Genomic DNA, 12,872 nt, shown 5'->3' with positions numbered 1-12,872 from the left:
CGGAACGATTGTTGAACGTTTTTTATTTCCTTAAACAGAAAGGAGTGTCATGAAAAATGAATCTGGATTTTCCGGCTATAGCACCTTCCATACCTTTTATTCTTCAGGGGATACCTGTTACATTGAAAATTGTAGGACTTTCTGCTTTAATTGGATTTATTCTAGCTGTCATTCTTGCACTGTTGAAGATTAGCAGAATTAAGCCGCTGATGTGGATTGCAGATGCATATACATCCGTTTTTCGCGGCACGCCGCTCATCTTGCAATTATTAATCATTTATTATGGTGCACCGCAAATACTTGGCTTTGAGATTGATCCTTATCCAGCAGCAGTTGCAACATTTGCCCTGAATTCAGGCGCATACATTTCTGAGGTTATCAGAGCAGGCATCATGGCAATCGATAAAGGACAGCGCGAAGCTGCAATGGCTCTTGGTGTTCCTTACTCAAAAATGATGAAAGATATCATTTTTCCTCAGGCCATCAAAAATATTCTTCCTGCACTGATGAATGAGTTCATTACGCTGACAAAGGAATCTGCTATTGTAACCATCATTGGCGTACAGGATATCATGAGAAGTTCGTATATTGTCGGAGGACAAACATACCGTTATTTTGAACCGATCTTAATTGCGGGTTTAATCTATTATGTCATGGTTATCATCTTAACGCTCCTTGGCAAACTCGTTGAAAGGAGAATGGCGCGCAGTGATTAAAGTAGAAAATCTTCATAAGTCATTCGGTAAATTAGAAGTGCTTAAAGGAATTACCACATCAATTGCTGAAAAAGAGGTTGTCGCGATTATCGGGCCTTCAGGCTCAGGAAAATCCACCTTTTTGCGCTGTTTAAATCGTTTGGAAGATCCAACAGACGGACATGTCTGGATTAAGGATCATGATATCACTAATCCGAAAACAGATATCAATAAAGTTCGTCAAAATGTCGGAATGGTTTTTCAGCATTTTCATCTTTTTCCTCACAAAACCGTTTTGGAAAACTTAACATACGCACCATTAACGGTTAAGGGAACTTCCAAAAAGGAAGCAGAAGCACAGGGTCACGAGCTTTTAAAGAAAGTCGGTCTTGCTGAAAAAGCTCACGAATATCCAAGCAGGTTATCAGGCGGACAAAAGCAGCGGGTTGCGATTGCAAGGGCGCTTGCAATGAACCCGGAAGTTATGCTGTTTGATGAACCTACCTCTGCTCTTGATCCAGAGATGGTAAAGGAAGTATTGGAAGTTATGAAAAATCTTGCGTTCTCCGGTATGACGATGGCGATTGTAACCCATGAAATGGGATTTGCAAGAGAAGTAGCAGACAGAGTCCTCTTTTTAGATGAGGGGATTTTAGTTGAAGATGCACCGCCTAAGGAGTTTTTCACAAATCCTAAAACGAAACGTGCTCAAATTTTCCTTGAAAAAATGCTATAATCCTAAAGTGAAAGGTGATCATGATGATCATCTTTTTCTTTTTGGAGTTTTTCATTTATATATTTTAAGTTTTCTTTTCGTAAATATGATTGCTGTTGGATTAAATGTTAAAAACCTTAAGTGGAGCGGAAAGGAACGGACAACATTTATCATGGAAAACAACAATCTATGTGAAAACAGCCTAATTAAAAGAAACACCATTAAATTAGCTGTTCATTTAAAAACCGCATCAGCATACATAAGACTTATTCAAAAATCATTCTTCTTTTTGGTTACACTAACAAACAGAAGATTGAAGCAAGGGGCAAGAAAATGTTTAAAATCGGATACCGCACGCTTAAAACTGCATTGGGAGCAGCGATTGCCATCAGTCTGGCTCAGATGTTTCAGCTGGATAATTTCGCATCAGCCGGGATACTGACGATTCTCTGTATTCAGGTAACAAAGAAGAAATCATTGCAGACTTCCTGGGCAAGATTTTTTGCCTGTTTAATTGCCATTCTCTTTTCATTTGTCTTCTTTGAAGGAATTGGCTATTATCCTTTTGTTATCGGTCTTCTTTTACTGTTCTTTATTCCTGTGACAGTGATTGTTCGTGCAAAAGAAGGGATTGTGACCAGTTCAGTTATTATTTTGCACTTATACACATCCTCACATATTACGTTCAGCCTTGTTTTAAATGAAATCGCGCTTATTTCAACCGGGATAGGGGTGGCCCTGATTATGAACCTTTATATGCCGAGCGTTGATAAAAAGCTGAAGGAATATCAGCTGAAAATTGAAGATAATCTTTCGAAAATCTTTCTGGAAATTGAGGAGTATTTACTATCAAACGATAGTTCATGGGATGGAAAAGAAATAACGGAGACCGCTCTTTTAATAAACGAAGCCAAAACTCTGGCATTCAGAGATGTTGAAAACCATTTTATGAGACATGAAAATCTCTACTACCACTATTTCAAAATGAGGGAAAAACAATTTGAAATTATCGAACGGGTCCTTCCGATTATTACTTCCGTTAATGTAACGGTGGATCAGGCCGAAATTATCGCTGAATTTATTCAGGAAGTCAGAGAAGCGATACACCCTGGTAATACGGCACACAAGTTTTTAGTCAAGCTTCATCATATGAGAAAGATTTTTAAAGAAATGCCGCTTCCCGAAACACGGGAAGAATTTGAAGCAAGAGCCGCTCTCCTGCACTTTGTACGGGAGATGGAGCAGTATCTTGTCATAAAAAGTCAGTTTAAAGGCATATCTTCAGAGCATGAATTTCATCCTTCCAGCGCAACATAAAGAAAAAAGGGTGATTCATCATGAAGGTATTGCTTCTTTCCATCTTGTTTCTCTCTCCGCTTTGGCCGCTCGGAGAAAATCCATCTGTCGGTGATCCATATGTCATTATCAATAAGCAGTCGAACGAACTTGCATATATAGATAATGGTCAGGTTGTGAAAATCTTTGACGTTGCTACAGGCAAGAATGAAGAGCTTACACCAGAAGGAGAATTCACGATCACTGTGAAAGCGGCAGATCCGTATTACCGAAAAAAGAATATTCCGGGCGGCGATCCTAAAAACCCGCTTGGGACCAGGTGGATTGGATTTGATGCAGAAAATTCTGATGGCAGAACGTATGGCATTCATGGAACGAATAATGAAGATTCAATCGGTTCTTTTGTGACCCAGGGATGTGTGCGCATGTATAATGAGGAAGTAGAAATTCTGTTTGAACATATTCCAATCGGCACAAAGGTATTTATTACAAAAAACAAGAAGCCGTTTGAAGAAATAGCTGCTGAAAAGGGCGCAATGAAAAAAGGTGTTTCCCAATGAGGGAATCACCTTTTTTAGTATAAGATGCCGGTCATCAGCCGGTTCCGTTATTCATGGTGTCAACTCCGCCTCCTAACCCCTCGGTCAGAACAAATCCGTCAGCAAAGGCAAAAAGCGCCTTCACCGCCTGATTCTTATCTGCCTTTCGGGGCTAAACAGTCGGCTCCGCATTTCTTATTAGAACCACATGCTCATCCCAGCAAGTAATGTTGTTGCAATCATTACAGCAAGCATCAAATAAACAATCACTTTTTGAAATCTTTTAGACATAATCTTCACTCCTAAATAGGATTCTGTCTATATTTTAACGTGAATAATTAGACTGGACAAGGGAGGAGTTATGAACAAAATTGCACATTTTAGTCGAAACAGCAGGAATATTGACAGTAAATAAAGAAGTAAGTCACGTTCATAAGAGTTAAGCGTTTTCAACAAGAGGAGGGAAGAGATGATTAAAAAGGTAGATCACATAGGGGTAGCGGTGCGTTCCATTTCTGAGGTGCTTCCGTTTTATGAGAAGACTCTCGGATTACAGCTTCAGGGCATTGAGCATGTAGAAGAGCAAAAGGTGAAAGTCGCTTTTTTGAAAATCGGGGAGACGAAAATTGAATTGCTTGAGCCCACTTCAGAAGACAGTGCTGTAGCCAAATTTATTGAAAAACGGGGAGAAGGCATACATCATTTGGCTTTAGGAGTGGATGATATAAAGAAACGGATTGAAGATTTACGGAATAATGGAGTGAAAATGATAGATGAAACTCCAAGGAACGGTGCAGGCGGCGCTTCAATCGCTTTTTTGCATCCGAAAGCTGCAAATGGAGTATTAGTGGAACTATGTGAAAAGAGAGAGGGTACTGTTCAATGAGCATAGATATTTTCGATAAAATAAATGAACTGTATGATCGAAGACGTGAAGTGGAAATGGGCGGCGGAGATGAGCGCATTGAAAAACAGCATGAAAAAGGAAAGCTGACAGCGAGAGAGCGAATTGATCTATTAGTAGATGAAGGCACTTTTGTCGAGATGAATCCTTTTATTGAGCACCGATGCAATGACTTTGGCCTTAGCGGGAAAAAAGGACCTGGAGACGGAGTTGTCACAGGCTACGGGAAAGTCCATGGGCGGCCAATCTACTTATTCTCACAGGATTTTACCGTTTTTGGAGGAGCACTTGGAGAAATGCATGCCAAAAAAATTGCTGCAGTCATGGATCTTGCCGCGAAAAGCGGAACGCCTTTCATTGGCCTCAACGACTCCGGAGGTGCTAGAATTCAGGAAGGTGTGGTATCATTAGATGGATATGGGCAGATATTTTACCGCAATACCATCTACTCAGGCGTTATACCGCAAATTTCGGTTATTCTTGGTCCTTGTGCAGGCGGTGCCGTCTATTCTCCTGCCATTACAGACTTTGTTTTTATGGTCGAGAAAACCAGTCAAATGTTTATAACAGGGCCTAAAGTGATCGAAACCGTAACAGGCGAAAAAATCAGTTCCGAAGATCTAGGCGGAGCTAAAGTACATAATACAATCAGCGGAAATGCCCATTTTTCTGGCGAAACAGAAGAAGAGGTGCTTTCTCAGGTCAGAAAATTAATCACTTATTTACCTCAGAATAATCAGGAAAAAGCACCAATAATGCCGTTTGAGAATGATTCAGATTATCGTCCGAATCTGACAGACTGCATTCCATTTGATGCTCTCAGGCCTTATGATGTTCGAGTGGTGATTCAAGAAGTGGCTGATGCCGATTCTTTTTATGAGGTGCAAAAGGACTTTGCAAAAAATATTGTCGTCGGTTTTGCAAGAATAAAAGGAGAAGTCGTAGGACTTGTCTGCAATCAGCCAAAGTATATGGCAGGCGGACTGGATATTGATTCTTCAGATAAAGCTTCCAGGTTCATCCGCTTCTGTGATTCTTTCCAGATTCCGATCATTACATTTGAAGATGTAACTGGGTTTTTCCCAGGAATTAAGCAGGAGCACGGGGGAATCATCAGACACGGAGCAAAAATTTTATATGCCTATTCAGAAGCAACCGTTCCTAAATTGACGGTTATTTTGCGAAAAGCCTATGGCGGAGCATATGTTGCACTGAACAGTAAATCCATCGGAGCGGATCTAGTGTTTGCATGGCCGAATGCCGAGATTGCTGTAATGGGTCCTCAGGGTGCTGCGAATATTATTTTCGCCAAGGAAATTGAAAACAGTGATAATCCTGAGGAAACAAGAGCAAATAAAATTGAAGAATACAGGGAGAAATTCGCAAATCCGTATGTTGCTGCAAGTCAGGGCATGGTCGATGATGTCATTGATCCGCGGGATACAAGAATCAAATTGATTCAGGCGCTTGAAATGCTGCGGACAAAGCAGGAGCAAAGACCTGTCAAAAAGCATGGAAACATTCCGCTTTAATACAATTTATGGAGGAAATACATATGGTTAATCAAGAGCGCTTAGTTAATGAATTTCTGGAGCTTGTGCAAATTGATTCAGAGACGAAATTTGAAACAGAAATAGCAAAAGTATTAAAAGAAAAGTTTTCAGCACTTGGTGTTCATGTAGTGGAAGATGATACAACCGGCGTCACTGGACACGGAGCAGGAAATCTAATTTGTACTCTGGAAGCTGTAAAGGACGGAATAGATCCAATTTACTTTACTTCACACATGGATACGGTTGTACCAGGAAAAGGCATTAAGCCATCCATTAAAGATGATTACATCGTGACAGATGGAACGACGATTTTAGGTGCTGATGATAAAACAGGTTTATCGGCGATGCTTGAAGCCGTCCGCGTTTTAAAGGAAAATAACATCGCACATGGAAAAATCGAATTTATTATTACCGCCGGTGAAGAATCTGGCCTTGTAGGTGCAAAAGCTTTAGATGGATCTCAAATCACTGCAAAATTCGGTTATGCATTAGACAGTGATGGTAAAGTCGGCACAATCATTGTAGCAGCTCCAACACAGGCTAAAGTAAAAGCAGCCATCTTTGGCAAAACGGCTCATGCCGGTGTCGCTCCTGAAAAAGGTGTATCTGCGATTACCATTGCAGCCAAAGCGATAGCAAAAATGCCTTTAGGCAGAATTGATCAAGAAACAACAGCTAATATTGGCCGTTTTGAAGGAGGCACGCAAACAAACATCGTTTGCGATCATGTGAATATCTTAGCTGAAGCAAGATCTTTGGTTCCTGAGAAAATGGAAGCTCAAGTGGCGAAAATGAAAGAAGCTTTTGAGAGCGTTGCTGCTGAAATGGGCGGACGAGCTGAAGTGGACATTGAAGTGATGTATCCAGGATTTAAATTTGGCGAGGGTGATCATGTTGTGGAAGTCGCTAAAAAAGCGGCTGCAGCAATCGGACGCACAAGCGAGCTTCAAACAAGCGGCGGAGGCAGTGATGCCAACGTGATTGCCGGATTTGACATTCCAACCGTAAATTTGGCAGTAGGATACGAAGATATCCATACAACTAATGAAAAGATGCCGATAGAAGAGCTTGTGAAAACAGCAGAACTCGTTGTGGCTATCATTGAAGAAGTAGCTAAAGGCAAATAATCCAAAAAGAATGGCAGGCGCAGCGATTGCTCCTGCTGTTTCTTATTTAGAAAATAGAGGTGTCATGCATGAATAAAAGAGAAAAAGCAACGTTTGCGGGAGGATGTTTCTGGTGTATGGTCAAGCCGTTTGACGAGCAGCCTGGAATCATTGAGGTTGTTTCAGGCTATACAGGCGGAACCTTGGAAAATCCTTCTTATGAACAAATTAAGACAGGTGAAACAGGCCATCGTGAAGCTGTCGAAATTACCTTTGAACCTGAAGTATTTTCATATCAAAGACTGCTCGAGTTATATTGGCCGCAAATAGATCCGACAGATGACGGCGGACAGTTCTTTGATAGAGGAAGCCAGTACCGTACAGCCATTTTTTATCACACCGAAGAACAAAAGCAAAAAGCAGAAAAGACAAAGCAGGAAATTGACGAAAGCGGCCGCTTTAAAAATCCGGTTGTCACTGAAATCCTGCCTGCAGCACCTTTTTACCCTGCAGAAGAATATCATCAAAAGTTTTATGCTAAAAATCCGGAGAAGTATAAGCAAGAAAGAGAAGAGTCAGGAAGAGAAGAATTTATTCAGAAAAATTGGAAGAAGTTAGCCCTAAGCCCTTTGCCTTTAAACAGGTGAGGGGCTTTTGAATGTGCTGATAATAGTTTGTTAAAGAGGGCAGCGGGGTACTTTCCATATTAAGGAGAGGTGATCAATATGAATACATTTAATGAAAGCGCCATCGCTTCCTATGTGAAAACGAGAGCGGAGGAGAATTGCAAGCTTCTGAAAGATGACGAAATGAACGAGCTTGAAAAGGGCAAAATATTGGGCAGAATGGAAGCTTACAATGAGTTTCTTGAACGGTTTGGGTTTGATAAGGTTGAGTGCAAGTGAAATAGATTTAGATTAAAACACACCATTCATTGCTGAATGGTGTGTTTCGCTTTGATAGGGAAATCGTGCCCTCAAAAACCGTTTCTCGGTTTTAGAGGGTAAGAAAGCGAAGGAATCGAACCCTCAGTAAGAGAATTATACCCATAAATATAGATAGTTGTAAGCAACTGGGAGAGGGAGGGTGAACAAGAGATGCATGAACGGATTGAACTGCTGAAAGAAAAAGCTGATGATTCTTCCATTCCCGGAAATTCTGATTGTATAAGAAACCCCCGGCAGCAACGCCGGGGGCAGATTATTTTTATGCACTTGCTTTCATCACTTCGTTCGCTTTAATGCGGTTGTATTTTCCTTCTGATTTTGACATGACAATTGCAGCCAATGTATTTCCAACTAAGTTTACTACCGTGCGCGCCATGTCCATGATGCGGTCAACTCCGGCAATAAAGGCGAGTCCTTCTGCCGGTATTCCAATGGTTCCAAGGGTAGCAAGCAGGACGACAAAGGATGTGCCCGGAACGGCAGCCATACCTTTAGAAGTGACCATCAAGACTAAGATCAGCGTTAATTGCTGTACGATTGTCAACTCGATGCCGTAGACTTGTGCAAGGAACAAGGCAGCGATTGCCTGATAGAGCACAGATCCGTCAAGGTTGAAGGTGTAGCCAATCGGAACGACAAATGAAACAATTCCTTTAGGGCATCCCATTTTTTCAAGCTTTTCCATAATGCGGGGGAGGACGGTTTCAGAGCTGGATGTACTGAATGCCAGCAGGAGCTCGTCCTTAATGTAGCGCAGGAGTGAAAAGATATTAACCCCTGCCCATTTGGCAACTGCACCTAAAACAACGATCAGGAAGAAGATCAGGGCAGCGTATACCAGCAGAACTAATTTGCCTAGAGACAATAAAGAATCGATCCCGAACTTTGACACGGTTACTCCAATCAGAGCAAACACACCAAGCGGAGCGACTTTCATCACAAGATTTACTACGTGGAACATCGCGTGCGAGACGCCGTCAAAGAACTGAAGAACAGGTTTTCCCCGTTCGCCGATGGCTGCGACCCCGAGCCCAAACAGGACTGAGAAAAAGATAATTGCAAGCATGTCTCCTTCAACGACAGATTTAAAGAAGTTTGTCGGAACGATATGAAGGAACGTTTCGGCGACCGATTTTTCACTTTGCTCCTCAGACGTATCGACATACTGCTGGATATCTGTCTTTTGAGCAGACTCAAGGTCAACACCTTGTCCAGGCTGGAAGACATTTGCAAGCAATACGCCAAGAACAATCGCAACTGTTGTAATGATTTCAAAATAAAGGATTGTTTTGCCGCCAAGCCTTCCAACGTGTTTTCCATTGCCTGCTCCGGCAACACCGACAATTAAGCTGGAAATGACAATAGGAATGACGATCATTTTAATTAACCGGAGAAATAAATCACCAAGCGGCTGCAGGAACGCTGCAACACGCGGATCGTTAAACCAAATAACACCTGCCAAAATCCCTAAAATCAAACCGATGAAAATTTGGGAAGCCAGTCCCAATTTAAATTTCTTCATGTATGAACCCCCTCTAAGTTGTCTGAAAACACAAAAAAAGACCGTTCTTAAGAAAGAAAGGTCTTTAATTCACTAAAGTTCTTTCTCTCAATAAAGCACACGAGGTTAACTGTCGGATTCGGGATTGAGAGTTCCCTGCCTTTGTTTAAAGGATTCACCCCAAGGTAAATGGATTACCAATTGCATGATTCCCCCGTTCTGGATAGATTAAGCTTGTTATTCATTTGTTCAGTATAATAAAAAACACACAAGATATAATTTACTCTGACAAACAGCAGCTTGTCAATCTTTTTATGCTGAATGGCCGTGTTTACTGCTGTTATGGTAAACTTAAGATTAACAACAGTCTGGAAAGAAGTTGAACGGAAATGAAAGAGCAAAGCGGGCCAAAAGTGATTCTTCATGTGGATATGAACAGCTTTTATGCATCTGTTGAAATGGCATTTGAACCCGAACTCAGAGGAAAGCCGCTTGCCATTGCAGGAAATGTTGAAGAAAGAAAAGGAATTGTGGTTACCTGCAGTTATGAGGCGAGGGCTAAGGGTGTAAAAACGACCATGCCGCTTTGGCAGGCGAAACGGCATTGTCCTGAACTAATTGTGCGCAAACCAAACTTTGACCGTTACAGGAAAGCCTCGAAAGCTATGTTCGATCTTTTGCGGGAGTTTACCCATTTGGTAGAGCCCGTTTCAATTGATGAAGGTTATATGGATTTAACGGAATTTTTAAAGGAGGGCAATCCTCTTCAAATCGCAAAGACCATTCAGGACAGACTGATGGAAGAACTTTTGCTGCCTGCTAGCATCGGCGTCGCACCTAATAAATTTCTCGCCAAAATGGCATCCAATATGAAAAAACCGCTTGGCATCACAGTACTCAGAAAGCGGGAACTGGGTAAAACGCTTTGGCCGCTTCCTGTAAGCGAGATGCATGGGGTTGGCGAAAAAACAGCGGATAAATTAAGAACAATTGGCATTCAAACAATAAAAGACCTTGCAGATGCAGATGCGATCGGGTTAAAGCAGCTTCTCGGAATTAATGGAGAGAGGCTGAAAAAAAGAGCGAATGGAATCGATGACAGAGAGGTAAACCCTGACTCTATCTATGATTTTAAAAGCATTGGAAATTCAACTACATTATCAAAAGATACGACAGAGCCGAGAATTCTTTATGAAACACTGAACCGCCTGTCACAATCGGTAAGCAGCAGAATGAAACGGAAGGATGTTCTCGGCACGAAAATCTTCACGACAATCCGCTATTCTGACCGAAGCACATTTACCCGAAGTAAAAAGCTGAACAACCCCATTGCAGAGAAAGAAGATATTCTTACACATGCTAAAGCTCTGTTTGATAAACATTGGACAGGTGAACCGATCCGGCTTCTTGGGATCACATGCCAGGATCTCGTTCAGAAAGAGGAGGCTTATAAGCAGCTGGATCTTTTTTCTTTTCAGGAGGATGCAAAAAAAGAACCGCTTTACAAAACCATTGAAGATATTAATAGAAAATATGGCGGCAGCATGGTGAAACGCGGGATGAAAGTGGACAAATCAGAAGATGATAAGACAAGCGGCACAAGTTTTAATAAAGATTTTTTAAGGGAATGAGCAAGGCGCTTTACTTGATAAAAGCAAGGCTCCTGTGTTATTTTACATGAAGAATCCATGTGCATGTATACATGAGCTCTGTCTATTAAAAAATTGATTGAGAAGGGAAGTATTATAATGTCAAAACAGCAAATTGGCGTCATCGGTTTGGCCGTCATGGGCAAAAACCTCGCTCTTAATATAGAAAGCCGCGGTTATTCCGTATCGGTTTATAATCGTTCTTCTGATAAAACAGAGGAAATGCTGAAAGAAAACAGCGGAAAAAATCTTGTTGGTACATACAGCATTGAAGAATTTGTTCAATCACTTGAAACTCCCCGCAAAATTTTGTTAATGGTCAAAGCGGGCTTTGCAACAGATGCTACTATTGAACAATTGCTTCCTCATTTAGACAAAGGGGATATTTTAATTGACGGCGGAAACACGCTTTATACAGACACACAGCGCCGGAACAAGGAGCTTGCCGAGAGCGGCATTCACTTCATCGGCACCGGTGTATCCGGAGGCGAAGAAGGGGCACTTAAAGGACCATCCATTATGCCTGGCGGACAGAAAGAAGCATTCGATCTAGTAAAACCTATTTTTGAAGCGATTTCTGCAAAAGTTGATGGAGATCCATGTACTACATACATCGGTCCTGATGGTGCTGGCCATTACGTGAAAATGGTTCATAACGGCATTGAATATGGGGACATGCAGCTGATTTCAGAAGCTTATTTTATTTTGAAAAATGTTCTTGGTCTATCTGCAGAGGAATTACATGAAGTATTTGCAGACTGGAATAAAGGTGAGCTTGACAGCTATTTAATTGAAATCACAGCTGACATCTTCACGAAAACAGATGAAGAAACAGGCAAGCCGCTAGTAGATGTTATCTTGGATACTGCAGGCCAAAAGGGCACTGGAAAATGGACAAGCAAAAGCGCTCTTGATTTAGGTGTTCCGCTTCCGATTATTACGGAGTCTGTATTTGCACGCTTCATTTCAGCCATGAAGGATGAGCGGGTGAAAGCAAGCAAAATCTTATCAGGACCTGCAGCTGTTTCTTATGAAGGCGACAAAGCAGAACTGATTGAAGTTGTGCGCAAAGCTCTTTATATGAGTAAAATTTGTTCTTATGCACAAGGCTTCGCTCAAATGAGAGCAGCTTCTGATGAATATAAGTGGGACCTTCAGTATGGTGACATCGCGATGATTTTCAGAGGAGGCTGCATCATCCGCGCTGCATTCCTGCAAAAAATTAAAGATGCGTATGACCGTGATGCAAGCCTTGCAAATCTGCTTTTGGATCCATACTTTAAAGAAATTGCTGAAGGCTACCAGGGAGCACTCCGCAAGGTCTTAACGGTTGCGATTGAGCAGGGAGTACCAGTGCCTAGCTTCTCAGCTGCGTTATCTTACTATGACAGCTACCGTACAGAAACGCTTCCTGCCAACCTTATTCAGGCGCAGCGTGACTACTTTGGAGCTCATACGTATCAGCGTACAGATAAAGAAGGTATTTTCCATACAGAATGGATGTCTAAATAAGCAAACAAACACGGTGCCCTCTGGCGCCGTGTTTTCATTTGGCTCTTTCGTAAACTGCTAGAGATAGCTAGTAAAATCGGGTTATGGATTTTTTGCATTCCATACGCCGACTAAAAGAGCACGTCTGAGACCTTATTTCGCGTTAAATAACGATAGCAAATCAGCAATTAATCCGAACACAGCCCTTTCATATATGTTTTCACCTTGATGTTTCCGGGTAAAAAAGAAACAGAATGAGAGAACGGGGTGAAGTCGGATGCTTTATTTGCTTGCCATATTATTGCCGCCAGTTGCGGTGCTTTTTGTCGGAAAACCATTTCAGGCTCTGCTGAATTTGATTTTAACTTTGATCTTTTATATTCCCGGAGCCATCCATGCGGTACTAGTTGTGAAAGATGCGAAGGCAGATAAACGAGCGAAAAAATATGGCACTCATTATTAATAGATACAGCCGG

At 41.7% G+C, this 12,872-nt stretch carries 14 protein-coding genes and 1 riboswitch; of the genes, 12 read left to right on the top strand and 2 right to left on the bottom strand.

Annotated elements, in window-relative coordinates:
* The first annotated feature begins 56 nt into the window (after window positions 1–56).
* From AC3ISE_RS14700 to AC3ISE_RS14685, 4 genes are all read left to right on the top strand, one after another.
* Window positions 57–716 (top strand): amino acid ABC transporter permease, encoded by a 660-nt coding sequence (locus AC3ISE_RS14700; RefSeq protein ID WP_070876687.1) that lies wholly within the window; start codon window positions 57–59, stop codon window positions 714–716.
* Window positions 709–1,431: an amino acid ABC transporter ATP-binding protein gene (locus tag AC3ISE_RS14695; RefSeq protein ID WP_170292815.1), complete on the top strand. Its 723-nt coding sequence runs from the start codon at window positions 709–711 to the stop codon at window positions 1,429–1,431. Before AC3ISE_RS14700 ends, AC3ISE_RS14695 begins: the two co-directional genes overlap by 8 nt.
* A 312-nt stretch (window positions 1,432–1,743) precedes the next feature.
* Window positions 1,744–2,727 (top strand): aromatic acid exporter family protein, encoded by a 984-nt coding sequence (locus tag AC3ISE_RS14690; RefSeq protein WP_489221565.1) that lies wholly within the window; start codon window positions 1,744–1,746, stop codon window positions 2,725–2,727.
* A gap of 20 nt (window positions 2,728–2,747) precedes the next feature.
* Window positions 2,748–3,266, top strand: a complete 519-nt coding sequence (locus AC3ISE_RS14685; protein ID WP_489221564.1) for a L,D-transpeptidase — start codon at window positions 2,748–2,750, stop codon at window positions 3,264–3,266.
* Window positions 3,267–3,443: 177 nt separating this feature from the next.
* Here AC3ISE_RS14685 and prli42 read toward each other — a convergent pair whose 3' ends face one another.
* Window positions 3,444–3,536: a stressosome-associated protein Prli42 gene (gene prli42, locus AC3ISE_RS14680; RefSeq protein WP_154319130.1), complete on the bottom strand. Its 93-nt coding sequence runs from the start codon at window positions 3,534–3,536 to the stop codon at window positions 3,444–3,446.
* 178 nt (window positions 3,537–3,714) lie between these two features.
* Here prli42 and mce point away from each other — a divergent pair, with 178 nt between their 5' ends.
* The 5 genes from mce (at window position 3,715) to AC3ISE_RS14655 (ending at window position 7,713) form a co-directional block, all read left to right on the top strand.
* Window positions 3,715–4,131: a methylmalonyl-CoA epimerase gene (gene mce, locus AC3ISE_RS14675; protein ID WP_489221563.1), complete on the top strand. Its 417-nt coding sequence runs from the start codon at window positions 3,715–3,717 to the stop codon at window positions 4,129–4,131.
* Between the two features lie 2 nt (window positions 4,132–4,133).
* Window positions 4,134–5,681 (top strand): acyl-CoA carboxylase subunit beta, encoded by a 1,548-nt coding sequence (locus AC3ISE_RS14670; protein ID WP_489224345.1) that lies wholly within the window; start codon window positions 4,134–4,136, stop codon window positions 5,679–5,681.
* Between the two features lie 23 nt (window positions 5,682–5,704).
* The gene (locus AC3ISE_RS14665) at window positions 5,705–6,829 is read left to right on the top strand and encodes a M20/M25/M40 family metallo-hydrolase (RefSeq protein ID WP_489221562.1); all 1,125 of its coding nucleotides are present in this window, start codon (window positions 5,705–5,707) and stop codon (window positions 6,827–6,829) included.
* 68 nt (window positions 6,830–6,897) lie between these two features.
* Entirely contained in the window at window positions 6,898–7,455 is a 558-nt protein-coding gene (msrA, locus tag AC3ISE_RS14660) for a peptide-methionine (S)-S-oxide reductase MsrA (RefSeq protein ID WP_489221561.1), read from the top strand.
* 78 nt (window positions 7,456–7,533) lie between these two features.
* On the top strand, window positions 7,534–7,713 hold the full coding sequence (locus AC3ISE_RS14655; RefSeq protein ID WP_489221560.1) for a hypothetical protein: 180 nt from the start codon (window positions 7,534–7,536) through the stop codon (window positions 7,711–7,713).
* Between the two features lie 301 nt (window positions 7,714–8,014).
* Here AC3ISE_RS14655 and gltT read toward each other — a convergent pair whose 3' ends face one another.
* On the bottom strand, window positions 8,015–9,277 hold the full coding sequence (gene gltT / locus AC3ISE_RS14650; RefSeq protein ID WP_489221559.1) for a glutamate/proton symporter GltT: 1,263 nt from the start codon (window positions 9,275–9,277) through the stop codon (window positions 8,015–8,017).
* Between the two features lie 79 nt (window positions 9,278–9,356).
* Window positions 9,357–9,501: riboswitch (cyclic di-AMP (ydaO/yuaA leader) on the bottom strand.
* A 144-nt stretch (window positions 9,502–9,645) separates the two neighbouring features.
* Between gltT and AC3ISE_RS14645 the strand changes: the two genes are divergently transcribed.
* The 3 genes from AC3ISE_RS14645 to AC3ISE_RS14635 all read left to right on the top strand — a co-directional run bounded on the left by AC3ISE_RS14645 (window position 9,646) and on the right by AC3ISE_RS14635 (window position 12,859).
* Window positions 9,646–10,887 (top strand): DNA polymerase IV, encoded by a 1,242-nt coding sequence (locus AC3ISE_RS14645; protein ID WP_489221558.1) that lies wholly within the window; start codon window positions 9,646–9,648, stop codon window positions 10,885–10,887.
* 117 nt (window positions 10,888–11,004) lie between these two features.
* On the top strand, window positions 11,005–12,417 hold the full coding sequence (gene gndA, locus AC3ISE_RS14640; RefSeq protein WP_133310181.1) for an NADP-dependent phosphogluconate dehydrogenase: 1,413 nt from the start codon (window positions 11,005–11,007) through the stop codon (window positions 12,415–12,417).
* A gap of 256 nt (window positions 12,418–12,673) precedes the next feature.
* Window positions 12,674–12,859 carry a YqaE/Pmp3 family membrane protein gene (locus tag AC3ISE_RS14635; protein ID WP_489221557.1) on the top strand — a complete coding sequence of 62 codons (186 nt, stop codon included), beginning with the start codon at window positions 12,674–12,676 and terminating at the stop codon, window positions 12,857–12,859.
* Window positions 12,860–12,872 lie beyond the last annotated feature (13 nt).

Source organism: Metabacillus sp. KH_069, assembly GCF_057838075.1.
The sequence above is the reverse complement of the archived record's forward strand: the minus strand, read 5'-3'. Positions and strand labels throughout refer to the sequence as shown.